The 22731-nt window shown below is 71.8% G+C and carries 18 protein-coding genes, 1 tRNA gene and 1 pseudogene; 3 read left to right on the top strand and 17 right to left on the bottom strand.

Annotated features, from left to right (window positions below; all coding sequences use genetic code 11):
• Positions 1 to 51: 51 nt before the first annotated feature.
• The gene (locus IPQ09_04215) at positions 52 to 1068 is read left to right on the top strand and encodes a hypothetical protein (GenBank protein ID MBL0193424.1); all 1017 of its coding nucleotides are present in this window, start codon (positions 52 to 54) and stop codon (positions 1066 to 1068) included.
• Between the two features lie 17 nt (positions 1069 to 1085).
• Here IPQ09_04215 and recO read toward each other — a convergent pair whose 3' ends face one another.
• From recO to IPQ09_04155, 12 genes are all read right to left on the bottom strand, one after another.
• The gene (recO, locus tag IPQ09_04210; protein MBL0193423.1) at positions 1086 to 1847 is read right to left on the bottom strand and encodes a DNA repair protein RecO; all 762 of its coding nucleotides are present in this window, start codon (positions 1845 to 1847) and stop codon (positions 1086 to 1088) included.
• Positions 1848 to 1864: 17 nt separating this feature from the next.
• On the bottom strand, positions 1865 to 2386 hold the full coding sequence (locus IPQ09_04205; GenBank protein ID MBL0193422.1) for a helix-turn-helix domain-containing protein: 522 nt from the start codon (positions 2384 to 2386) through the stop codon (positions 1865 to 1867).
• A gap of 7 nt (positions 2387 to 2393) precedes the next feature.
• Positions 2394 to 3269: a tetratricopeptide repeat protein gene (locus IPQ09_04200; protein ID MBL0193421.1), complete on the bottom strand. Its 876-nt coding sequence runs from the start codon at positions 3267 to 3269 to the stop codon at positions 2394 to 2396.
• Between the two features lie 324 nt (positions 3270 to 3593).
• Positions 3594 to 4301, bottom strand: a complete 708-nt coding sequence (locus IPQ09_04195) for a Crp/Fnr family transcriptional regulator (protein MBL0193420.1) — start codon at positions 4299 to 4301, stop codon at positions 3594 to 3596.
• A 522-nt stretch (positions 4302 to 4823) separates the two neighbouring features.
• Positions 4824 to 5627 (bottom strand): class I SAM-dependent methyltransferase, encoded by an 804-nt coding sequence (locus IPQ09_04190; GenBank protein MBL0193419.1) that lies wholly within the window; start codon positions 5625 to 5627, stop codon positions 4824 to 4826.
• 143 nt (positions 5628 to 5770) lie between these two features.
• Positions 5771 to 5852: transfer RNA gene (locus IPQ09_04185), tRNA-Leu, on the bottom strand.
• Positions 5853 to 5996: 144 nt separating this feature from the next.
• Complete coding sequence (locus tag IPQ09_04180; protein ID MBL0193418.1) at positions 5997 to 7103, bottom strand: hybrid sensor histidine kinase/response regulator; 1107 nt, start codon at positions 7101 to 7103, stop codon at positions 5997 to 5999.
• A gap of 85 nt (positions 7104 to 7188) precedes the next feature.
• A complete protein-coding gene (locus IPQ09_04175; protein ID MBL0193417.1) occupies positions 7189 to 8499 on the bottom strand; it encodes a hydroxymethylglutaryl-CoA reductase, degradative in 1311 nt (436 codons plus the stop codon).
• Positions 8496 to 9458, bottom strand: a complete 963-nt coding sequence (locus IPQ09_04170) for a hypothetical protein (protein MBL0193416.1) — start codon at positions 9456 to 9458, stop codon at positions 8496 to 8498. Before IPQ09_04170 ends, IPQ09_04175 begins: the two co-directional genes overlap by 4 nt.
• Positions 9455 to 10426, bottom strand: a complete 972-nt coding sequence (gene mvaD, locus IPQ09_04165) for a diphosphomevalonate decarboxylase (protein ID MBL0193415.1) — start codon at positions 10424 to 10426, stop codon at positions 9455 to 9457. The genes IPQ09_04170 and mvaD overlap by 4 nt, the downstream gene beginning before the upstream one ends.
• Entirely contained in the window at positions 10423 to 11418 is a 996-nt protein-coding gene (gene mvk, locus IPQ09_04160; GenBank protein MBL0193414.1) for a mevalonate kinase, read from the bottom strand. The genes mvaD and mvk overlap by 4 nt, the downstream gene beginning before the upstream one ends.
• A complete protein-coding gene (locus IPQ09_04155; GenBank protein ID MBL0193413.1) occupies positions 11415 to 12506 on the bottom strand; it encodes a polyprenyl synthetase family protein in 1092 nt (363 codons plus the stop codon). The genes mvk and IPQ09_04155 overlap by 4 nt, the downstream gene beginning before the upstream one ends.
• Positions 12507 to 12882: 376 nt before the next feature.
• Between IPQ09_04155 and IPQ09_04150 the strand changes: the two genes are divergently transcribed.
• Both IPQ09_04150 and IPQ09_04145 read left to right on the top strand, forming a co-directional pair.
• Positions 12883 to 13950, top strand: a complete 1068-nt coding sequence (locus IPQ09_04150) for a type 2 isopentenyl-diphosphate Delta-isomerase (GenBank protein ID MBL0193412.1) — start codon at positions 12883 to 12885, stop codon at positions 13948 to 13950.
• Between the two features lie 45 nt (positions 13951 to 13995).
• Positions 13996 to 14385 carry a response regulator gene (locus tag IPQ09_04145; protein MBL0193411.1) on the top strand — a complete coding sequence of 130 codons (390 nt, stop codon included), beginning with the start codon at positions 13996 to 13998 and terminating at the stop codon, positions 14383 to 14385.
• A 36-nt stretch (positions 14386 to 14421) separates the two neighbouring features.
• Here IPQ09_04145 and IPQ09_04140 read toward each other — a convergent pair whose 3' ends face one another.
• The 5 genes and pseudogenes from IPQ09_04140 to IPQ09_04120 all read right to left on the bottom strand — a co-directional run bounded on the left by IPQ09_04140 (position 14422) and on the right by IPQ09_04120 (position 22704).
• Positions 14422 to 15771: a glutamate--cysteine ligase gene (locus tag IPQ09_04140; protein MBL0193410.1), complete on the bottom strand. Its 1350-nt coding sequence runs from the start codon at positions 15769 to 15771 to the stop codon at positions 14422 to 14424.
• Positions 15772 to 15993: 222 nt separating this feature from the next.
• Positions 15994 to 18819, bottom strand: coding sequence for a VWA domain-containing protein (locus IPQ09_04135; GenBank protein ID MBL0193409.1), 2826 nt, complete (start codon positions 18817 to 18819; stop codon positions 15994 to 15996).
• Positions 18816 to 20726, bottom strand: coding sequence for a VWA domain-containing protein (locus IPQ09_04130; protein MBL0193408.1), 1911 nt, complete (start codon positions 20724 to 20726; stop codon positions 18816 to 18818). The genes IPQ09_04135 and IPQ09_04130 overlap by 4 nt, the downstream gene beginning before the upstream one ends.
• Positions 20723 to 21520 carry a DUF58 domain-containing protein gene (locus IPQ09_04125; protein ID MBL0193407.1) on the bottom strand — a complete coding sequence of 266 codons (798 nt, stop codon included), beginning with the start codon at positions 21518 to 21520 and terminating at the stop codon, positions 20723 to 20725. Before IPQ09_04125 ends, IPQ09_04130 begins: the two co-directional genes overlap by 4 nt.
• A 124-nt stretch (positions 21521 to 21644) precedes the next feature.
• Positions 21645 to 22704, bottom strand: a pseudogene (locus tag IPQ09_04120) (MoxR family ATPase).
• Positions 22705 to 22731 lie beyond the last annotated feature (27 nt).

Here is a 22731-nt window from a genome sequence, read left to right as displayed (position 1 = left end):
GCGGCCGGTCGTTGCGTTGGCGCTCGGGAGGGCCCGTGCTAGAGCGCCGTCATGCTTGGAACGCTTGGGATGGTGGGCGTGCCGCGCGCGGCGCGAGGTTCGGTGGCGATGGTCTGCGGCGGCCTCGCCGTCCTCGCGGCGACGACGGCGGCGTGCGGCTCTTCGGCCCGCGTCGTCCCTGACGAGTTCGGCGAGGCGGGCACCACCACGCCCGTCGTCGTCGGCGACGGCGGCACGCCCGGGGCGTTCACCCCCACCGGCGAGGGCGGCCCCGCGCCCGCGAACACCGGCTGCGAGAAGATGGACATCCTGTTCGTCATCGACGACTCCGGGAGCATGGGCGAAGAGCAGTCGAACCTGGCGACGAACTTCCCGAAGTTCGTCTCGGTGCTCGACAGCATCAAGACCGGCGCGGGCACCTCGCTCGACTACCGCGTCGCCGTCACCACCACCGGAAAGTCCTATAGCCTCACCGTGTTCGGCCTCCCCGTGCCGCCCGAGAAGGGCGACGACGGGAAGTTCCGGAACAACTGCGGCGGGTCGAAGCGCTGGCTCGAGCGGAGCGAGGCGGCCGCATCGTTCCCGTGCCGGGCCCGGGTCGGCACGAACGGCCCCAGCGAAGAGATGCCCCTCGAGTGCATGAAGCTCGGGCTCGTCGACCGCATGGCCGACAACACGAACATCGGCTTTCTTCGCGACGACGCCCTGCTCGCGGTGGTGTTCCTCACGGACGAGGACGACTGCTCCATCAAGGCCAACCAGATCACCGAGTCCATTCCTTCGGTCTGCGAGACCGGCGCGGAGAAGCCGGAGAGCTACGTCGCCGTCCTCGACGCCGTGAAGGGCGACAGGGGGCGCTGGGCCACCGCGGTCATCGCTGGGAAGACCAAGTGCACATCGAGCTTCGGCGACGCGGCCGAGGCCAAACGCTTGGGTCAGTTCGTCGCAGCGACAGGGAAGAACGCGGTCTTCAGCAGCATCTGCGACGGAGATCTCTCGCAGGCCCTGAAGGACGCGCTCGACAAGTTCGGCGAGGCCTGCAAGTCGTTCCCCGCCGCCCCGCGCTGAGGGTACAGCCTCGAGCGCTACGCCCGCGCCCCCTGGAGGGCGTGATGCTCCATGGCCCGCGCGACGAGCTCGAGGAGCGCCCGCGCGGCGGTCGGGGCGACGTGGGGCGCGAGGTCGGCTGCCGTCTCCGCGCGCGCGAGCCCCTGAGCGAGGCGGCGCACCGGCCACGGCAGCGAGAGCGCGCCGCCGCCGCACCCCGTGCAGACCACACCGCCCCTGGCGACGTCCACGAGCGCGCGGCGCGACTCGGGACACACCTTACCACACACGATACACGCCTCGAGCTCGAGGCCAAACCCGGCGCTCGCGAGCAAGCGCAGCCCCGCCCAAGCCAGCAGCGTGGCCGGCGCGCCCGCGTCGCCCGCCTCCGCCGCGTCGAGCGCGTCGAGCAGGCCGACGAGCGTGGACCACGCCTCGGGCTCGGCCACCCGCGGCGGGAACAGCGTGCGCGCCCAGCGCAGCGCGCGGCCCCCGGCGTCCATCGCCGGCAGGCTAGCCACGAGACCCCCGCGAACCTGCGAGATCTCCGCGTCGCGGAGCGTGCAGAGCTCGGCTCCGCGATCGTCCAGGCGAAGGTGGAGCGTGTGGAAAGGCTCGAACCCACCGGACGCCCGCTTCTTCGAGCGCCGCCCGCCGCGCACCATCGCGGAGAGCCGCCCGTGACGCTCGGTGAAGAACTGCGCGACGAGGTCGGCCTCGCCGTACGGGATGGCGCGCACGAGGAGCGCGTTGGTCTCGAGCGCGACCACGCGCGCGCGACCCGGGCGCGCGATCGCCACGGCAGGCTCCCGGGCCGCTAGCCGCGCCCGTCGACCGAGGTCGCGGACTCGCCCTGCGAGAGCTCGGGCGGCATGTCGCGACCGCGCGGCTTCAAGACGATCGAGAGCGCGAGCGTAAAAAGGATGAGCAGGAGCACGAAGGCGATCGCGACGCCGAAGCGGCGGCCCTGGCCCTCGCTGGCGGCCTGCACGGGCGAGGCGACGGGCAGCGGGTTCACCGTGGCCACGCGGCGGCTCGAGGCGTACCGGGCGATCACGTCTTGGGGGGTCGCGCCGACGGCCCGCGCGTACGACTTGAGGAAGCCGCGGATGAACACCTCGCCGGGCAGGTCGTCGAAGCGGTCTTTCTCGATCGACTCGAGCGTGTGCAGCGGAATGCGCGTGACGCGCGAGACCTCGGCGAGGCTCATCAGCTTCGCCTCACGCTGGCGCTTCAGGAGCGCGCCCACCGGCTGGCCGGCATCGACCGCGGGGCGGAGTGTGCGCTCACCGGCGGCGCCCGACGTGCCCGACTTGCTCAGCGTGTCGTTCAACGGCATCTCCATCTCAGGTGCCCCCCGTGAGGCTCGCCGCGGCCTTCGCGCAGAGCGCCCCGGTGGGGGTCTTCGGGGAAATTTCACGGCAGCGCTCGAAGTCGGTCTTCGCGTCGACGGCCCGGCCGAGCCGGAGTCGCACGCGGCCGCGCGCGTCCCAAGCGTCTTGAAGCGACTGGCAGTCCGGGCTCTCGACCGCGAGCGCGCTGCTGAAGCTCGACTCGGCGCGAGCCAGGTCGGACTTCTTCTCGTAGGCGATCCCGAGGCGGTAGTGACCGACGCAGAAGCGCGGCTGCGCGACGGCGTTCTTGAGCGAAGCGATGGCGGCGTCGAGCTGACCGGCCTCGGTCTGGGCCCAGCCGAGGTTGTTCCACGCGAGGTGGCTCTCGATGTAGGCGGGATCGCGCGTAAGCGGCTCCAGCACCTCGATCGCCTCCTTGAATTTTTTCTGAAGAATCAAGACGTTGCCAAGCAAGTTCTTCGCGTCGCGGAAGCGCTCGTCCGCCTTCACGGCGAGCCGCGCGAAGCGCTCGGCCTCGGGCAGCCTGCAGTCGGGCGAGGCCGGATCGCCCGCACAAAAGGCGAGGTACACGATCGACGTGAGGTAGGCGCCCTTCGCGTTCTCGTCGTTCAGCTCCACCGCGCGGCGCGCGTGCTCGAGCGCTGGGCGGTACTGACGCTTGCCGAAGAATTCGCGAGCGACGTCGTACTCGGCCTCGCTCTGGCGCTCCTCGCTGAGGGCCCCGGGCTGGGTCGGCCCGCGGGAGCATCCCGCCGCGCCCACGAGCAGCGCGACGGCCGCGACGTGCGCGAGCGCGCCCAGGCGAGACGCCGTGGGGCTCGGGAGGGTCTGACGCGTCGCGCGCTTGGGGAGGGGGGAAGCGATCATGGGGATTCGGCGTACGAACCTGAAAGTGAGCCCCGCAGGGGCGAACCAAGGTCGATGGCGAGCCGGAGCCGAAGGCGAGGTGTCGCCACGAACGACGAACGGCGGCGGGACCGCCAAGAAACCACCCGTCAACACAAGGCAAGAGGAAAAGCGCGCAGAAAAAGTGACTTCCCGGAGCGGGTCTGCGTGGCCATGGACCTACCTGGGAGGGTGCTCCCCGTCAACCCTCGAGTTGAGGTCTTTGGACCGCCATTTGGGCGACAAATCGACCATTCGGGCGAATCCGAGCGATTTGTCGGGGGTCCTCCCCTACCCTCCGCCCGTTCAGGTCGCGCCGCGGAGCTCTTCTTTTGCGTCGAGGAGGGTCGAGAGCTGGTTCAGCGCGTCGCGCTCCAGGATCTCGATCTTCTCGCCGACGATGCGGAGGTAGTGCTGCTCGCGCAGGCGGAGCACCGTGCGCTTGACCGTGTCCACGTCGAGCCCCACCCGGGCGGACAGCTCGATTGGAGAGAGCTCAAGCACGGCGCCCTGCTGCGCCCGCGCGAGCTTCACGAGCGCGCGGACGATCCTGCACTGCGTATCGCGCAGGGTGATGACCTCGAGCTGGTCCTCGCTGTCGCGGACACGACTGATCATTTGTTCGCATACCCGCGCGCCGAGCGCCGGGTACATCATCACGGTCTCCCGGAAGGATGGGCGGTCGAATGCGAGCGCGGTGCCGTCGGAGAGCGCGACGGCCGTCTGCGTGCGGACGTGCCCCGTGAGCAGCGCGGCCTCCCCGAGCAGCTCGCCGGCGCGCGCGACGCTCACGCTGCGTTCGGCTTGGCGCACGCGCTTGACGACGCGGACCCGCCCCGACAGCAAGAGGAAGGCGCGGTCGGCCGGATCGCCCTCGGAGTAGAGCACCTCGCCGGCGCGGAACACGCACCCGAACCGGGGCGCGAGCTGGCCGAAGACCTCGAGCTCCGCCGAGGTGGGCGCGCTGTCGGGCGAGCCGAGGGAGGCGGGGGCGCGAGTAGGCGGGGACGTCATGGCCGCGGGCGTAGGGTAGAGAGCCCGCCCCTCGCGCGCAAGCGTGACACTGCGCGCGCGTACGCGAGCTGCTAGTCTCCTGGAAGCGTGATCCCTTACAGAAGTCGCGCGGCTCGGCCTTTCGCCACAAGGGAGCGAGGGGGTGTCCCGTCTTCGGCGGCGGTGGGAGGATACTCATGTTCGAGGGTCGGCGTTCTCGCGCGGTCACACCCGAAACCACTGTCCCCTGAGCGCAAAGCGCCGCCTCCACCGCGCGGAACGACGTCCGAGTTGAGGACGGGCCCGCCGCCGCCGAAAACGGGCACCCCTCGCTCCTCGGAATGACACCGAAGACCGACTTCTGATACGAACCACGACTCCAGGGGACTAGAGCGCCGAACCGCTTGATGACCGGGGATTTTCGCCGAGTTGCGAGCCGTGCGAGGCGCGACGACGAGTCCTACTGCTGCTAGGCGAGGACGAGCAACGAAGTACGGCGACGTAAATCGGCGAAAAGCCGACCGAATCAAGCGGTTCGGCGCTCTAGAGCTTGGTCGCCGCGATGACGACGTGCGGATACGGGAGCACGTCGGGCACCCGGACCATCCGCACGTGGAAGCCGAGCGAGGTGAGCATCTCGCCCCACTCGCGGTGGTGGCGGTAGGCGAGCGGCTCGTCCCAGCCGACCATCACGCGATCGAGCAGCTCGGTGAACTTCAGCCCGAACGTGGGCGCGGTGGTGATGTCCTTCACCACGAGCACGCCCCGCGGCGCCAGGCGGTCGCGGAGCGCCGCGAGGAGGGTGCGCTGGTCGTCACGTGGGATGTGGTGCATGACGTCGAGCACGTACGCGGCGTCGAAGCGCCCCTCGAGCTCGACGTCGCGGGCGTCGCCGGTGACGAACTGGGCGTCGAGGCCGAGGCCGCTGGCCACCCGTCGCGCCATCTCGATGCGGCGGCCGTCGGGGTCGACGCCCGTGATGCGCCGGCCCGGGTGGGTCTGCCCGAAGTACGCAGCGAAGAGGCCGAAACCGCAGCCGATGTCGAGGATGCGCCCCTGGTCGGGGAGGAGCAGGTCCATGACGCTGAGGAGCTTCGGCCGCAGAATCGAGAACCTCACCTTCGCGTAGGCCCGCTCGATGGGCGGCAGATGCCGGGCGATGTTGGCGATGGCCTCGCGCCCGTACACCTCGGCCGGCGCGTAGAGGGGCGCGGGTGGCGGCGGCTGCGAGGCGATCGAGATGGCCCGCAGCAGCCTCGACGCCCGCGAGGAAGGCGGGGCCTCCGCCGCGGCGGTGGGGTCGAGGCGGGGCGTAGCGGGGTCGGCTTGCGTAGCTTGCGATCGCACGGTCTTGGCGGTACTCCGGGTGCGAGGGCTACCAGACATGGGGCGGCGCGCAAGCTCTGCGCGCCGCTTTCAGCGCGTGTTCGTCGGAAATGACGACGGCCGCCACCCCGGGGGGTCGCGGCCGTCTTCGTGTGGCCACTTTGTGCGAAGGGGGGGACTTGAACCCCCACGGTGTTACCCGCTAGCACCTCAAGCTAGTGCGTCTGCCAATTCCGCCACCTTCGCGTCGTGCAGTGGGCGAGCTTTTCTACCATTTTGGCCGCCGAGTCAAGCGGCATCGACAAGGCGGCGCTCCGAACGAGAAAATCGGCTCCGCCGCCGCCACCGCGCTCGTGGCGGGGCTCGACGGCCGCGCAACGCGGCGCCCCCTTACGCACGAGGGCGTGCCGTCGCGCCGGCGAGCGCCTCGAGCAGCTCGCTGAGCTCGAAGGGCTTGCGCACGAGGCGGAGCGCGCCCGCGAGGCTCGCGGGCACGCGGTCGGCCGCGCCGGTGGCGAGCACGATGGGGGCACCCGGGGCACCCGCCGAGGCCATGCGCGCGAGGTCGTCCTCGAGGTGGCCCTCGAGCGGCTCGAGCGGCGAGAGATCGAGCACCACGCCGTGGTGTGGCTCGGTGAGGGCGGCGTCGAGGGCGAGGCGGTCGCCGGCGACCACCACCGTGGCCCCCCGCGCGCCGAGCGCCGCCTCGAGGAGCGAGAGCACGTCGGGGTCGTCCTCGACGACGAGGATCCGGCGCCCCGCGAGCGAGGCCCCACCGCGCACGCTCGCGCCGCTCGGTCGTGGGGTCTCGTCGGCCCGCGGCCACGTGAGCCGAAACGTGGCGCCCGAGCCGCCCGGATCGAGCTCGAGATCGCCGCCGAGCCCGCGCGCGATGCCGCGCGAGTGCGCGAGCCCCACGCCGCTGCCGCCCTCGCGGCCCGACCGGCCCGAGAACACCTCGGCCGGCGCCGCGACGCCCCGACCTTCGTCGGAGACCGCGAGCACGACGCACCCCGGACGCGCCTCGACGGCCACCGTCACCACTCCCCCGCGCGGGGAGAACGCCACCGCGTTCAGCGCGAGGTTCACGAGGGCGTGGTGGAGGGCCTCCGGCGCGCACACGGTGGCGCCCGCGGCGTGCCCCTCGACCGCGAGGGTGACCCCTGCGTCGCGCGCCGCCATCGCGAGCCCCGCGAGCGCCTCGCTGACCACCGCGTCGCAGTCCGCGGGGGACGGCTCCGAGGCCACGTCCGCGGCCCCGCCGACGGCCCCTTTGACCGCCCAGCGAGCGAGGTCGCGGGCGCGGCGTGCGTGCGCCTCGACGACTCGCAGGGCGGCCCTCACTTCGTCACGGCTCGCGGCCGGGCTCTGCGCCTCCTCGACCCAACCGAGGAGCACCGTGAGCGCGTTCGACACGTCGTGGAGCGCCCCTCGGACACGCGAGATGGTCGCCGCGTCGGGCTCTGGCGGCTGGCCGCTCCGGTCGCGATCGCTCACGGGAGGACGGTAGCCGACTTCGCCCGGTGAGGCACTCGACAAGCGCGGCGCGGGGAGCTTTCGCGCGGGGAGCGCGGGAGCGCGCTCAAGCCCCGTCGAGCGAGGCGGCGCTGTCCGCCTCGTTCTGCACGATGGACAGCGCGCGGCGGGCCGCCTCCACGGTGATGTCGCGCGCCTCGACGATCATCTGGGCGACCCTCTCCACGGCGGGGCCGGTGGCGCCGGCGGCGACCGCGACCGCGCGCGCGTGCAGCGCCATGTGCCCCCGCTGGATGCCGTCGGTCGCGAGCGCGCGGAGCGCCGCGAGGTTCGACGCGAGGCCGACGGCCGCGGCCACCATCGCGAGCTCTTGCGACGACCCGACGCCGGCCATTCGCAGCGAGAGGCGCGCCCCGGGGTGCACGCGGAGCGTGCCGCCGACGGTCCCGAGGGCGAGCGGGAGCTCGATGGTGCCGGCGAGCGCGGCGCCGTCTCGCCGCCAAATCGCGAGCGGGCTGTATTGGCCGCTGCGCGCAGCGTAGGCGTGGGCGCCTGCCTCGACGGCGCGCCAGTCGTTGCCCGACGCGATGACGACCGCGTCGATGCCGTTCATGATCCCCTTGTTGTGGGTCGCCGCGCGGTAGGGGTCGAGCTCCGCGAAGCGAGACGCGTTGACCACGCCGTCGATCACCGCTTCACCCGGCATGGACTCGGTGGCGAGCACGTGCGCGGGGACGCGGCACCGGACGCGCACGCAGCGACGGTCGCACAGGTTGGAGAGGATGCGCAGACCCACCCTGGCGCGCGCGAGCTCTGCGAGTCGATCGGCCACGCCCTCGGCCATGCTGTTGAGGAGATTCGCCCCCATCGCGTCCCGGCAGTCGACGAGGATGTGCACGACGATCATGCGGTCCTCCGCGGCCCCGATGAGGCGCACCTCGAGGTCACGGGCGCCTCCGCCTCGCGCGACCAGGCCGGGCACGGCTCGATCCGCACGCGCGAGCAGATCGTCGCGCTCGGCGAGAATGCTCGCCCGCGCGGCCTCGCGATTGGCCACATCGATGAGCTGGATCTGACCGATCATCAGCGGCTCGTCGACCTCGGCGATGAAGCCTCCCCCCGAGCGGATCATCTTCGACGCGTTCGACGCGGCGGCGACCACGCTCGGCTCTTCCACCACCATCGGCACGACGTGATCGCGCGAGTTGACGCGCACGTTGAGGGCGACGCCGTAGGGCAGGCCGTAGGTACCGAGCACGTTCTCGACGAACTTGTCGGCCGTGTCCGCGTCGAGCCCACCCCCGTCGAGCGCCCGCTCGATCTCGATCGGCTCGACCCCGGTGGCTTCGCACACGAGCGCGCGGCGCTCGGACACTTGGACCTTGTAAAAACCGGGGAGCTGGGACGTCTTGCTCATGGTGGGGTGCTCGTTTCTTCAGTGAAAGGCGCCGTCAGGTGCCCTGCGCCGGCGAGAGTCCGTAGGCCTCGTGCGTCGAGGGAGAGAGAGAGGCGCGTGTAGCCATGGCCGAGGGCCTGCGCGTCGAACGCGTCGGCCGCCTCGGGCCTCGAGGCGAGGAGCACGGCCACGTCTCCGCCGCCCGCGCCGGACGGGAAGAACGCGCCGCCCGCGCCGGCGGCGAGCGCGGCGAGCGCGCGATCGGCCGCCGACACGATCGGGGCCTCCGCGGCAGCGCCGAGCGCGGCGAGCGCGGACGCGAACGCGCGGGCACTCGCGAGGAAAGCGTCCGCGGCCCGGGCCCGACAGGCGTCTCGCGCCTCGAACGACGCCCGACCGAGCGCGTCGAAGAGCTGACCGGCGCGCTCGGGCGACCGCTGGCAGAGCCCGTCGACGAGGCGACGCAGGTCCGACGTGCGCGCGCTCGCTCCGGCCGCGTACGCCGCGAGGGTGACCCCGGGTGGCAGCGCCGTGGGTGTGACCTCGGGGCTCGCCGAGGACCCTTCCAGCGTGTACTCGAGGACGCCGCCGTAGACCGAGGCCGCGACGTCGACCCCGCTCCCCCCACCCTGCGCGGCGCGATGGGCCGCGAGCGCCGCGCGAAAGAGGGCGTCGCGGGCGCTCGCGTCGTCGAGGCGCTCGCCGCGGAGGGCCGCGCAGAGGCCGAGCGTCGCGACGAGGCCGGCCGCGCTCGCGCCGAGCCCGAGCTTGCGGTCGCCTTCGAAGAGTGCGCGCAGGTCGAGCGCAGGCGCCGTGGCCACGCCGAGCGCGGCGGCCACCTCAGGCGTCGCCGGCGCCTCACGTGCGTCGGTGGCGATCGCGCCGCGGGAGACGGCCACGACGAGCGCGGGCGCGCCGCGGAGCACCGCGTAGGCACCCGTCAGGACCATCTTGCCTGGCGCGAACACCTCCCGGGTCACGACGAGCCCTCCACGAGCCGCGCCGCCTCACCCGGGATCGCCTCGATGAGCCGGAGCACGCCGGGCACGGCGGCCACACGGGCGCGCACGGCCTCGCGGTCCGAGACCCGCGTGAGCACCTTCACGTGCGGGCCCGCGTCGATCGTCGCGTAGGCCTCGAGGCCCGCGCGGCGCATCGCGCGGATCTCGCCGAGCACGTCGAGCGTGACCCCGCGGAAGTACACGACGCCCGCCGCGAGGGCCGAGGCGTGCATCGCGAGCGCGCTCTGCTCTGCGAGCGCGCCCACCTCCGAAAAATCTCCGCGAAGGAGCGCGGCGCCGAGGCGCGCGTGGAGCGCGGGCGCATGGGACAGCCACGCCGCGTAGTAGGGGCTCTCGGCGGCGGTCTTGAGCATGCCGTCGGTCGAGGCGACAGCCTTGCGCTCTTCGGTGGCAACGCACACGAGCACCACGAGCGGCAGCGCCTCGCGCGGGGCGAACGGGGCGGCGGCTTCCACGCCGAGCGGGAGCTCTACGAAGCCCCCGAAGACGCTGCGCGCCGCGCTGGCGGAGGCCTCCCGCGCCAGGGAGCTCACCTCCCCCGCCGTCAACGACAGGCCCGCGGCGGACGAGGCCGCGAGCGCGAGCGCGGCGAACCCGGAGGCGCTCGAGGCCAGGCCGGAGCCGGTGGGGAAGTCGTTGGCGCTCTCGACGACGGCGCGACCTCGCAGACCAGCGGCGCGCCGGACGCGCGCGAGGAGCCTCACGGCCTTGTCGCGACCGTGCACCATGGGGGCGCCGCCGAGCGAGAGCACGTCGTCGCCCTCGTCTGTCTCGAAGGCCACTGTGGTGCGGGTCGCCATCCCCTCGAGAGTCACCGAAATGCTTGGAACTGCTGGAAAATTCCCCTCGCGCGGGAGCTTCCCCCAGTACTTAGAGAGCGCGATGTTGGGGTGCGCGACCGCCGTCGCCCGCCCGCCCGCGCTCACGGCGCCACCTCGATCGAGCGCGCGCTGGCGCTCTCGGGCTGACCGCGGACCCGAGACACGAAGCCCCCGAAGCCGGCCTCGCCCCACGCCGCCACGACCGCGGCGCCGCGCTCGGGAGAGTCGACGAGCGCTACCACGCTGCCGCCCCCGCCCGCCCCTGTGAGCTTCGCGCCGAGCGCGCCGGCGGCCGCCGCGACGGCGCACATGCGCTCGATCTCGGGGGTCGACAGCGCGAGCTCCGCGAGCACCACCTGGTTCTGGGAGAGGGCCGCCCCGAGGGCGACGAGGTCGCCCGCTTCGATGGCCGACCGCGCGCTCCGGACGAGGCGGCGGATCTGCTCGAAGCGCGCCCTCGTGGCGAGGGGCTCGGCGGCGAGGCGCGCGGCGACCGCCTCCACCATGAACTTGGTGCTCGAGCCGACGCCGGTGCTCCCGACGGCCAGCACGAGGTCCGCGCCACCGCGGAGGCGCAGCGGCACGAGCGGCTCGCCGCGCTCGAAGTACACGCACCCGCCACGGGCCGAGACGGCCGCGTCGACCCCGGAGGGGTTGCCATGAAACACACGCTCCCACGCCATGACGCGGGACGCGATCTCGGAAGATGAGGCGAGCGGATCGAGCGCGCGCGCGACGGCCACGCCGGTCGCCGCGGAGCAGCCGAGCCCGCCGCCCGGAGGTAGATCGGCCGCGGCCTCGACGCGGCTCGGGTGCAGCACGGCGCCCCGCTCGGCGAGCGAGTCGCGCGTCGCCCGGAGCAGCTCGGTGAAGGCGCGCGCCAACGCCGGCCCCTCCTCGTGCTCGCGGACGTGCACGTCCCACCCTCTCACGCGGAGCTCCGAGGGCCCGGACGCGAGCCCCACCGCGCGGGCGTGAGCGCCGCGATCGATGCCCACGGCGATGGCGGGCACCCCGTAGACCACGGCGTGCTCACCGAGGAGGATGACCTTGCCGCAGGCGAGCCCGAGCGGCCGCAGCTCGTCGACCGCGCTCATCGGCTCCGCTCCGTCAGGGCACGCCCGGCTTCGACGAGGAGCACCTGGAGCTCCGAGCGGAGGCCCACGGCGGCGGCTCGCTCGGTGGCCAGGGCCGCGAGCTCGCTCACTCGCGCCTCCACCTGCGCCCTGCACCCGCGCTCGACCATCGCGTGGGCGACGCGCTCGCACTCGGCGTCGGTGGCGTCGCGCCGGCCGAGCAGGTCGCGCGCGAGCGCGAGCCCCTCCGGCGAGCCCACGAGCGCCGCGACCAGCGCGGTCCGCTTGCCTTCACGCAGGTCGCCGAAGCGCGCTTTGCCGGTCTGCGCGGACTCGCCGAAGACCCCGAGCAGGTCGTCGCGGAGCTGAAACGCCACGCCGAGGGGCTCGGCGAACGCGTCGAGGGCGGCGACCTGTTCCGCGCTCGCCCCGGCAAGGAGCGCGCCCAGCGCCAGGGGCCCGGAGACCGAATACGCGCCGGTCTTGTTCGCGTGGAGACGCTCGACCGAGGCCGCGTCGAGTGACTCCAGCGGGCGGCGAGGCGAGCACACGTCTTCGACTTGCCCCGCGACGACCGCGCGCTGCATGTCGGCGAAGCGCCCGAAGGCCGAGAGGACCCGGGCGCTCGGCAGCGGGATCCGCGCGAACGCCGCCTGCGCCATCCCCGAGGCGAGGTCGCCCGCGAGGACGGTCAGGTGCCCCACGATCGGGCTGGGCCCGATCGCGTCGCCGAGCGCGCGGTGCACCGTCGGCCCACCTCGGCGCGTGTCGTCGCCGTCCATCCAGTCGTCGTGGACGAGCAGGTAGACCTGCAGGAGCTCGATGGCCACGCACGCGTCGACCAGCACCCGGGAGTCGGGCTCGTCCGCCGCGCGCAAGCCGTCGTAGGCGAGGCTGATCAGGACCGAGCGGAGGCGCTTGCCGCCACGCATGGCGAGCGAGGCGAGCGCCTCGTGGACCTGCGCCAGCTCCTCCGACGCCGAGAGCGACGTCGCGAGCCCCCGCTCCCTCGTGAGCGCGTCGGCGAGGCCGCGGTCAACCCGCGTCCGCACGTCGAGCGCGTAGCGCTCGAGGTCGGAGCCAGGATCGGGGCGCGCGGGCGAAACCATGGGGGAAAAATCTCCTTCAGCGGCGCCGACGAGGCTCCGCGGTCAATGACAGCGTGACCCGTCCATCCAGTCACGGTTGCCCGACCCGAACCAGCCCGAACCCCTTCGCCGGTCGATTCGGCCTTGGGTGCGGGCGAAAGCTAGGGCCGAGCGGTCGCGATGTCAACGCGGGCTCCCCCGCCATAGTGCAAGGATTTCAGACATCTTCACGTTTCTCTGAAAGATTTAGAGCGGCGAACGGCGGGCTCTGGCGCGGTTTAGTGGTAGTCGGCACGCTGCGCAAGCGTGCGCTCACGATTCGGGGCGGCCGGCTCCCCTAGGCCAGTGGACGCGCCACGAGGCTCGCCCTATACGACGCGCGCCGCTACGGAGAACCATGTCCGACATTGGCCAGAGGAAGACCGACCACATCGAGCTCTGCGCGACCGAAGACGTGGGCTTCCGCCGCGAGTCGACCCTCTTCGAGTGCGTGCGCTTCGTGCATGACGCCTGCCCCGACCTCGCCTTCGACGAGCTCGACACGTCCGTGGAGGTGCTCGGCAAGCGCCTCCGCGCGCCGCTCTTCATCGCGGCGATGACGGGGGGCACCGAGGAGGCGGGGCGCATCAACCGCGACCTCGCGTCCATCGCCGAGGAGCGCGGCTACGGCTTCGGGCTCGGCAGCCAGCGCGCGATGCTGAGGCGCCCCGAGGCGCGCGGCTCGTACTCCGTGCGCGAGGCGGCCCCCACGGCGCTGCTCCTCGGCAACATCGGCGTCGTGCAGGCGCGCGAGTCGGGGCCCGAGGCGCTGCGCGAGCTCGCCCGCGACGTCGGCGTCGACGCGCTCTGCGTCCACCTGAACCCGGCGATGGAGCTCGTGCAGGACGACGGCGACCGCGACTTCCGGGACGGGGTGGCGACGCTAGGGCGACTCGTCCGCGAGCTCGGCCTCCCGATCGTCGCGAAGGAGACCGGCTGCGGGCTCTCACGAGGTGTGGGGCGGCGGCTGCGCGAGGTCGGCGTGCGGCACGTCGACGTGTCGGGCGCCGGCGGCACGTCGTGGGTGGCGGTGGAGACCCGCCGCGCAGACGCGGCCGGGGACGACGACGCGCGGGCCCTCGGCGAGGCGCTCTGGGACTGGGGCATCCCCACGGCCGCGAGCGTGGGCCACGTCGCGCCGCTCGGGTTCGACACGGTGATCGCGACCGGCGGGGTCGGCACGGGCCTCGAGGTCGCGAAGGCGATCGCGCTCGGGGCGACGGCCGCGGGCGTCGCCCGGCCGGTACTGAGGGCCCACCGTGCGGGCGGACGCGAAGGGGCTTCTCGCGCGCTCGCTCGCATCGAACGAGAGCTCCGCGCGGTGATGCTGCTCACCGGAAGCCGCGACCTCAGCGCGCTCCAACGTGCGCCGCGCGTGCTCCGCGGCGAGCTCGGCGCCTGGCTCGCCGCGGCCGAGACCCCATGATTCCTCGTTGAATCTTCGCTCCAACTTGGCCAACATGGCGCGCCCATGTCCACGAAGCGATGCCTCGTCGTCGAAGACTCCGCGCTCATGCGGCAGATGCTGGTCCTGGCGATCGGCCGCGTGCCCAACGTGGTCGTCACCGAGGCGACGGACGGCCTCGACGCGCTCCGCAAGCTGGCCGCCGAGCGGTTCGACATCGTCGTGACCGACGTGAACATGCCCATCATGGACGGCCTCAAGCTCGTCCGCCGCATCCGCACCGATCCACACCACAAGCACGTGCCGATTCTCATCGTCACGACGGAGGGGGCCTCCGAAGATCGGCGGCGCGCCCTCGAGCTCGGCGCGACCGCCTACATCGTCAAGCCCATCCAGTCCGCCCAGGTCGTCGACGCGGTGCGCGAGCACCTGGGCCTGGTCGGCCCTCCCCCATGAGGTCGGCTTCGACGCGTGAGGACGGGGCCGCGCGCGTCAGAGCGAGAAGCTCGCGCGGCGAACGATCTCGGACTTGAACCCGGCGTCGTCCTCGGAGGGCAGGTCACGGAGGAGCGCGTCGGCGGGGCACTCGCCGCGCGCCACCAGCGCAGCGAGCGGCCGGAGCCGCGCGCGCTCGTCGGCGACCGTCGGGTCGGACGCGTCCCGTCGGGCCCGGCGCTCGAGGCCCCCCTCGGCGATCGCGATGACCCGCTCCGCGAGCGGACGCAGAGTTGCGCCGCGGAACGGCGCGTCGAGGCCGAGCTGCCACACGAGCCGCCGGGACTCCGCCACCTCGTCGTGCGTGAAGTCGCGGACGAGATCGCACGCCTCCCCGAGCGCGCGCTCGTCGTAGTAGAGCCCGGTGTAGAGCGCTGCGAGGGCCGGCGTCATGGCCTCGCTCTGGGCGTCGGCGCCCCGCACCTCGAGGGTCTTCTTGAGTCGCACCTCCGGGAACACTGTGTTGATGTGGGTCGTGAAATCCGACACCACGGCCCGATGGCCGGCGAAGCCGTCGCGCATGAAGGCGCGGAAGGTCTGCCCCGCGTTCTCCACGCGCGCGCCACCTCGCTTGATCATGAACATCGGGACGTCGAGCGCCCACTCGACGTAGTCGCGGAAGCTCGCCCTCTCGCTCCACATCTCAGGGAGGAGGCCGCTGCGGTCGGGATCCACGTCGAGCCACACCTTCGCGCGGTAGCTCTTCCCACCGAACACGCGCCCCTCGTAAAACGGGCTGTTCGCGAACATCGCGGTGGTGACCGGCGCGAGGGCGAGGCCGAGGCGGAGCTTTCGCATCGCGTCTTCCTCCGAAGAGAAGTCGTAGTTCGCCTGCACCGTGGAGGTGCGGAGCATCATGTCGAGCGCGTGCCCCCCGCGCGTGGGGAGGTAGGTCTTCATCACGCCGTACCGGAGCTTGGGCACGAACGTGTAATCTGCACGCTTCGAGAACGGGTGAAATCCGAGGCCAAGCCACGTGACGCCCAGGCGCTCCGACACGGCGCGCAGCTCCGAGAGGTGCTCCCGCAGCTCGTGGGCGATGAGGTGCGCGTCGGCGAGCGGCGCGCCGGAGAGCTCGAGCTGGCTGCCTGGCTCGAGGGTGATCGACGCGCCGGCGCGCAGGAGCGCGAGGACGGGGCCGCCTTCCGACTCGCGTGACTCCGCCCACCCGCGAGCGGCGAGGTCGTGGAGTACGTCGGCCACGCCGCCGCGCCCGCCGCCCTCGTAAGGGAGGTGCGCGAAGTCGGAGAACACGCCGAACTTCTCCGCTTCCGCCCCGCACAGAAACGCGGAGGGCGGCTTGATCGCGGACACGAACGGCTCGAGCAGCTGCTCGTAGGAAACCAGGGGGCGGTCGTCGGACGGGTCGGCCAAGGGGAGCTCCAGGGGACCGCGAAGGACGCGGCCGCCGTGCGCTACTTACCCAAAGGAAGCGACGAAAGCACGCTGCACCTTCATCGACCCGGCGCTGCACCCGCCCCTCGGTCCCCGAGGTGCCTTCGTGTGACGCGCGGACGCGGCCGCGGAGCCGCCTGGGCCAGAGCCGTTCTCGAGATCGAGAGGCGGCCTTCACCGACGCGTGGAGGGCGCGGGCACGGTCGCGCGCGCGGTGACCTTGCGATCGAAGAAGCGAACGCGCCGCACGAGCAGGTCGAGGAGGTACACGACGAGCGCCGCGAGGATGAACCGAGGCCACAGGTCTTGGTGATAGCGGATAGTCTCCCCTGCGGGGTCGAACACGGCGGCGGGCGCCGGCGAGAACGTGCCCCCCGTGAGCTCCGCCGCGCGTCGGAGGGTGCCGACGTCCGGAGCGAGCGCGAGGTACTCGCGCGGGTACGGGTTCTGCACGTGACCGAAGCTCTCCGCGACTTGCGCCGAGCGCGTGGTCCCCTTCGCGTCGGTCACCTCGCGCTCGAGAGACGCGTGCAGGAGGAACGAGCCGAAGCGCTCCAGCGGAAAATCCGCTTCGTAGCGACCGGGCGCGGTCTGCTTCATCGGGACCGTCTTCTTCTCCCCCGAGGGCTGCGGCCCGACGACCGTGAACTTCGCCTCGAGCCCATTCTGGAAGCGATCGTCTCCGCCGATGGCGTCGATGTGGGCCTTCACGTGCCCGGTCGCCGGGTCGATGGCGGCCTGCATGTCGAGCTGCTGTCGACGCTTCTGGCGCATGTGCTCGCGGACGAGCTGGCCCCAAAACTGCCCATAGCCAGGCCACTTCAGCCACTCGACCGCCCAGAGGTTCTTCACGTCGCTCGTCCAAGCGAGCGACCACCCGAGGCCCACGTGCCACCGCGCGAGGATGGGCTCGCCCACCTCCGACTGCAGGAGCTCCTGAGCGGGCGGCGGCTTCATCTTGGTGGCGACGTAGCCGTGGAGAAAGGGCGCGGACGCGAGGTCTACGCCGCGCATGAAGCCCGCCGAGGTGACGACCTTGGGCTGGAAGTACTCTTCCACGGCCGCCGAGCGCGACACCATCTCGGTCTCACGCGTGAAGACACGGGGCAGCTGCTGGGCGTCGAGCACCTTGTAGAAGCGTCCGCCGCCGAGGTCGGCGATCATGCGGAGCAGGCCCTCGTCGACGCCGCCGCCGAGGCCGATGCTCGACACGGTCATGCCCTCGGCCGCCATCGCCTGCACGAGATCCCGGATGCCGCCCTGCGGGGCCTGGCCGTCCGTGAGGAGGATCACGTGCTTCTTGCGCGCCCGCGTGACGGTGAGCGACTGGTACGCCGCGTCGAGCGCGGGGAAGATCTCGGTGCCGCCGCCTGGCTGGATCCGCGCGATGTCGCCCTGAATGCGCGCGCGGTGCTTCGCAGGGGTCATGCGCACCACGCGGGTCGGCGACGAGTCGAACGCGATGACCTCGAGGAGGTCGTCCCCGGAGAGCGCGTCCGCTGTGGCCTTCGCCGCCGCCTTGGCCATCTCGAGCGGCAGGCCGCTCATGCTCCCGGAGCGGTCGATCACGAGCGACATCGCGACCTGCGGCTCGTCGCGGCGCTTCTCCGCGTCCATGCGCACCGGGAGCATACGCTCGACGGTCGTGTGGTACCAGCCGCCGAGGCCGTAGCCGCTCTCGCCACCCGCGAAGAGGAAGCCGCCGCCGAGGTCACGCACGTAGCTCTCGAGCGCCTCCTGCTGCGTCATGCTGACGGACTCGGCGGGAGCGTCGGAGAGAATGACGAAGTCGTACCGCTCGAGCTCGCGGATGTTCTGCGGAAGCTCGCGCGGGCCGCGCACGTCGACGTCGAACTCTTGCGCGGACAGGGCGCTCGCGAGGTAGCTCGCGCGCGACACGGTGCCCTCCACGTAGAGCACCGTAGGGCGGCCGGGCACCGCCACCGACACGGAGACGCCGTTGTTCTCCTTGAAGCGATCCTCGGGGATGTCGGAGAGGTCGAGCTGATAGGTGACCTCGCCGGCCACGCGCACCACGCTCTTGAAGGGGACGTCGTTGTCGCCCGCGAGAAGATCGATCGAGCGCACGCCGTCGAGGCCGTTGATGGCCTCGCCCTGCTTCAAGACCGCCTTCACCTTCTGGGGTCGGCTCGAGAAGATGTGCGCGTGCAGGTTAAACGGCTCGCCGACGCGCACCTTCGGAGGCACGCGCAGCTCGCGGAGGGCGACCTCACCGGGCACGGGGCGGGTGTAAGGCACGGCGAAGAGCTTCACGCCGAAGCCGCGGGCGCGGTTCGCCTCCGCGAGGACGTCGCCGTCGGTCTGCACGCCGTCGGAGAGGATCACGGCGCGCCGCAACATGCCCGACGGGTAGAGGCCGTACGCGAGCTGCAGCGCGCTCGCGAGGTCGCTCGCCGCACCGAGGCCTTGCCGCTTCTTGTCGAGCTTCGGATCGCCGGTCGCGAGGGCCTCGTGGCGCTCGATCGCGGGCGCGTCGAACGAGAGGTCGTCGACAGGGAGGGCACGCGCGCGACGCGCGAACGTGATCACGCGGACGAGGTCGTCCTTTCGCTTCGCCTTGAGGCCCTTGGCGATCTCGGCGCGCGCGTCGGCCAGCGCCTCGTCGGGCACCGACTCGGAGACGTCCACGAGGTAGACCGTGCAGATCTTCTCCGTGGTCGCGGTGCGCGCGAGGCGCGAGAGCCCCAGCGCCAGCAGCGCCACGAAGGCGACGCGGAGCAGCACCGACAGCACGCGCTGCACGATCGGCAGGTCGGCGAGGCTCTTGCCGATGACCCACATGAAGTAGGGCGCGAGCAGCGCCACGGCGAGCATCTTCGGCGACAGGAGCTCGTAGTCCACGCCCCCTCGCGACCAGGCGAGCGACGGACCTGCAGAGTACACGTACCTGTGGTAGGCCCACAGGAGCCCCACGAGGACGGCGAGCACACCGCCCCCGTACGCGGCCCTGCGGAGACGCTCCTTCGGATCGGCGCTCATACCGTGAGCCTCCGGTGGTAGGTCGCCCACTCGATCGACGTGAGGATGACCGCCGCGATGAGGAGGTAGATCCAAACCTCGCGCCGCACGCCGACCGTGAAGCCCTCGACCGCGCTCGCCTTCTGGCCGTCGACGACGAGGTCCGCGGTCGGTACGAGGGTGCTCTCGTCGCGGTCGAGCAGGTTCGCGGCGAAGGACGCCTTGCCCGCCTCGGCGCCCGTAGCGCCCACCTTCGCGTCGGGCGCCGTGAGCTCGTAGAAGCCGGCCTGGGCGCCCGAATACACGGCGCGCCCCTCGAACACGGGGACGAGCTCCTTGCGGCTGTCGGGGAGCTGCAGCTCGGCGCGCCCCGACTCGGTGACGAGCGGCACACGGAAGACCTCGCCCGTGCGAAAGCTCGAGATGTAGTTGGCGTCCTCGTCGAGGAAGAAGTTGATGCTGTTCAGCAAGACGAGCGGCCACGCGACGCGCAGCGGGAGATCGCTCTCGCGGATGTCGAAGCCGAGGGCGACGAACTTGAAGCCTCCGCGCGCACCGGTCACGAGGATGGGCCCGGCGTCGCTCGCGCCGACCACCTTGTCGTTCGCCTCGGGCACGAGCTTGTGACCACGGGCGATGTTGACGTCGTCGAGGGCGGTCCAGCGCACGATGGGGTGCTTCCGCTCGATCCGATCGAACGCCGGGCCCTTCAGCTCGGCGTCGACCTTGACGGGGGAACCCGGCCCGCGGGGGTCGAGGTAGATCGCGTGGGCCCGCGGCGGCGTGGCCGGCGTGACGCCGTCGAAGATGATGACCTCGCCCTTCACCTCGCCGGCCTTCGAGAGGTAGTCACGCGGGCTCATCAGGGTGACATCGAGGTACTCGTCGAGCAGCAGCGCGGCCTCGAGGTAGGTGTTTCCGGCGCTGACCACCAGGATCTTCGCGCGGCGGCGCTCGGGCAGCAGCGCGTACGCGCGGTTGTCGGCCGGGAGCTCGTCCTTCGAGGTCTCGATCGGCTGGATGCGGGCCTCGAGCGTGCGGCTGGCGCCCGAGAGGTTGGGGTAGAACCGCGGGAGGCGCTCGCCGGGCTGCAGCCGGAGCTTCGTGAGGTCGACGAGCTGCCCGTCACCGAGGAGCTTCATTTCGATCTCCTCGACGTCGGCGCCCGTGTTCGTGACCTCGAGCATCACCTCGTACCGGCTCTTGTCGAGCGGGTAGCGACGCACGGAGAACGCCGTGATCGCGACGTTGCGAGACGCCTTCCCCACGGGGATGTAGGAGAGCTTGGCGTCGCCGAGGCGCACGGGGCCGGTCGCGTCGGAGGCGGGGCCGAGCGCCCCGTCGGAGACCACGACGATCTCCGCGTTCTCCACGCCCCGCAGCGCGTCGGTCGCGAAGCGCAGCGCGCGCGGAAAGTCGGCGCGGGTGTCGGTGGCGCGGATCTGATCGAGGGCGCGCTCGAGCTCCGACGTGTCACCGCTCATCGGCCCGGTGGGCGTCACGGTGGCGTCCATCTGCGCGATGAGCATGCGGTCCGACCCGCCCAGCCCCCGAATGAGCTTCTTGATCTCGGCCTTCGCGGCGCCGAGCCGGGTCGGGGCCACGTCGGTGGCCTGCATCGACGCGCTCGCGTCGACGAGGACGACGAGGTTTCTCCCTTTGATGAGCGTCGCGGCCGCGCGCGGATCGCCGAGCGAGAGGGCCAGCAGCGCGAGCAGCGCGAGCTGGAGCAGCAGCGAGAGCAGGCGCTTCAGCTTCGAGAAGAGGCTGGTCGCCTCCTTGTCGCGGAGGATGCGCTCCCAGAGCTTCGAGAACGGCACCGCCACGGCGCGACGGCGGAGCTTCAGGATGTAGAGCGCTGTCGCGAAGGCCCCGGCGCCGCCGAGGATCGCGAGCAACTGCAGGAGCGGGAGGCCAGCGAGGATCACCGGAGGAACCCTCCGCGACGGAACACGCGCAAGATGAGCTCCTCGAAGGGCACGCCGACGTCGGCGCGAATGTAGGGCACCTGCCGCGTGCTACAGAACCGCTCGATTTCCCCCAGGTATTCGCCATACACATGCTCGAAGCGCTCGAGCACCTTCGCGGTCACGGTGACCTCGCGCTCGTCGCCGGTCTCGCAGTCGTAGAGCAACACGTCGCCCGCGAGCTTGGGTCGCGCGTCGGCCGGATCGGTCACGTGCACGACGAACGGGTCGAATTTGTTGTAGCGGAGCACGTTGATGCCCGCCTCGAACCCGGCGGGATCGTACAGATCGCTGATGAGCACGGCGAGCCCCCGGCGCTTGTTCTGCGCCACGAAGGTCTTCATGGCCTCACCGAGATCGGTCGTGCCCTCCGCCTTCAGCTGGGTGAGGAAGCGGAACACCTTGAAGATGCGGGCCTTCCCTCGGGTCTCCTGCATGCGCTCGGTCACGCGGTCGGCGGTCGCGACGATGCTCACGCGATCGAGGTTGGCGAGCCCCACGTAGGCGAGCGCCGCCGCGAGGCGCTTTCCGTGGCGGAGCTTCTCCCCGTCGCCGAAGCCCATCGACGAAGAGGTGTCGAGGATGAAGTAGATCGAGAGATCCTCTTCCTCCTCGAACAGCCGCACCAGGAGGCGGCCGAACCGCTGGTAGATGTTCCAGTCGAGGTAGCGGAAATCGTCGCCCGGCTGGTACTCGCGGTGATCCGCGAACTCGACGCCGGAGCCGCTCTTCTTCGTGCGTCGCTCGGCCCGCATCCGGCCGGCGAACACGCGCCGGCTCACGAGCGCGAGGTAGTCGAGCTTCCGCTGGAACTCGTCGTCGAAGAGCTCGTCGTCTCCGCCGCGCGCCGCGGACTTCTCCGATCGTCCGAAGACGCGGTCAAGGAGCCCCAATGCGGGCCTCGCCGTTGTCGGTGGCCCGCTCACGCAGCCCCGCCTTGGTCTCGGGCACGCTCTTCAGCGTCGCCTCGATCACCTGGTCGGTCTTGATGCCCTCGGCCTCGCCCTCGAAGTTGAGCAGGATGCGATGACGCAGCGCCGGCAGCGCCTGGCTCCGCACGTCGTCGATGCTGGCGGCGAACCGCCCCTCGAACAGCGCGCGGATCTTCGACGCAAGCAACAGGGACTGCGCGCCGCGCGGCGAGGCGCCGAAGCGCACGAAGCGCTTGCCGAGATCGGCCACGTCGACTCGGTCGGGTGCGTCGACTGGAGCAGGCGCACCGCGTAGTCCTGCACGTGCCGCGCGACGGGCACCTCGCGCACGAGCTTCTGCATCTCGAGGATGCGCGCGCGGTCGAGCACGGCCTTCCCCTCGGTCGCCTCGCCCCGGTGGTGCGATCCAGGATCCCGTGGGCTCGTCGCGGTCCGGGGAAGCCGACGTGCAGCTTGAAGAAGAAGCGGTCGAGCTGCGCCTCCGGCAGCGGGTACGTGCCCTCGCTCTCCAGCGGGTTTTGGGTCGCGAGCACGACGAACGGCTTCTCGAGGACGTGGGTGGTGCGCCCCACCGACACGCGGTGCTCCTGCATCGCCTCGAGGAGCGCGCTCTGCGTCTTCGGGGTGGCGCGGTTGATCTCGTCGGCGAGGACGATGTTGGCGAACATGGGCCCCTTGCGGAACTCGAACACCTTGCCGCCGCCCTGCGAGTCGTCGATGACCGTCGTGCCGAGGATGTCGGCCGGCATCAGATCGGGCGTGAACTGCACGCGCGAGAACGAGAGGCTCAGGGTCTCCGACAGGGTGCGGACGAGCATCGTCTTGCCGAGCCCGGGCACGCCCTCGAGCAGCGCGTGGCCCCCGGCCAGGAGGCACGTGAGCACGCCGTCGACCACCTCCTGGTTGCCGATGATCGACCGAGCGATCTCGGCACGGAGCGCGTCGATGCTGCGCCGAAACTCGGCGACCTCGGTCTTCACGTCTGCGGACTGCGCGTCGTCGGTCATCGTCTCTCCCTGCCTCGTGTCGTGTGT

It is taken from the genome of Myxococcales bacterium (assembly GCA_016720545.1).
In the GTDB taxonomy this organism is placed as follows: domain Bacteria; phylum Myxococcota_A; class Polyangia; order Polyangiales; family Polyangiaceae; genus JAAFHV01.
The sequence above is the reverse complement of the archived record's forward strand: the minus strand, read 5'-3'. Positions and strand labels throughout refer to the sequence as shown.

Excerpts from the sequence above, each read along its gene's own strand:
- mvk (MBL0193414.1), bottom strand. The coding sequence starts at position 11,418 with ATGAGCGCGGTCGACGAGCTGCGGCCGCTCGGGCTCGCCTGCGGCAAG.
- IPQ09_04205 (MBL0193422.1), bottom strand. The coding sequence starts at position 2,386 with ATGCCGTTGAACGACACGCTGAGCAAGTCGGGCACGTCGGGCGCCGCC.
- IPQ09_04135 (MBL0193409.1), bottom strand. The coding sequence starts at position 18,819 with ATGAGCGCCGATCCGAAGGAGCGTCTCCGCAGGGCCGCGTACGGGGGC.
- IPQ09_04125 (MBL0193407.1), bottom strand. The coding sequence starts at position 21,520 with ATGCGGGCCGAGCGACGCACGAAGAAGAGCGGCTCCGGCGTCGAGTTC.
- IPQ09_04200 (MBL0193421.1), bottom strand. The coding sequence starts at position 3,269 with ATGATCGCTTCCCCCCTCCCCAAGCGCGCGACGCGTCAGACCCTCCCG.
- IPQ09_04215 (MBL0193424.1), top strand. The coding sequence starts at position 52 with ATGCTTGGAACGCTTGGGATGGTGGGCGTGCCGCGCGCGGCGCGAGGT.
- IPQ09_04150 (MBL0193412.1), top strand. The coding sequence starts at position 12,883 with ATGTCCGACATTGGCCAGAGGAAGACCGACCACATCGAGCTCTGCGCG.
- IPQ09_04145 (MBL0193411.1), top strand. The coding sequence starts at position 13,996 with ATGTCCACGAAGCGATGCCTCGTCGTCGAAGACTCCGCGCTCATGCGG.
- IPQ09_04155 (MBL0193413.1), bottom strand. The coding sequence starts at position 12,506 with ATGGTTTCGCCCGCGCGCCCCGATCCTGGCTCCGACCTCGAGCGCTAC.
- IPQ09_04175 (MBL0193417.1), bottom strand. The coding sequence starts at position 8,499 with ATGAGCAAGACGTCCCAGCTCCCCGGTTTTTACAAGGTCCAAGTGTCC.
- IPQ09_04195 (MBL0193420.1), bottom strand. The coding sequence starts at position 4,301 with ATGACGTCCCCGCCTACTCGCGCCCCCGCCTCCCTCGGCTCGCCCGAC.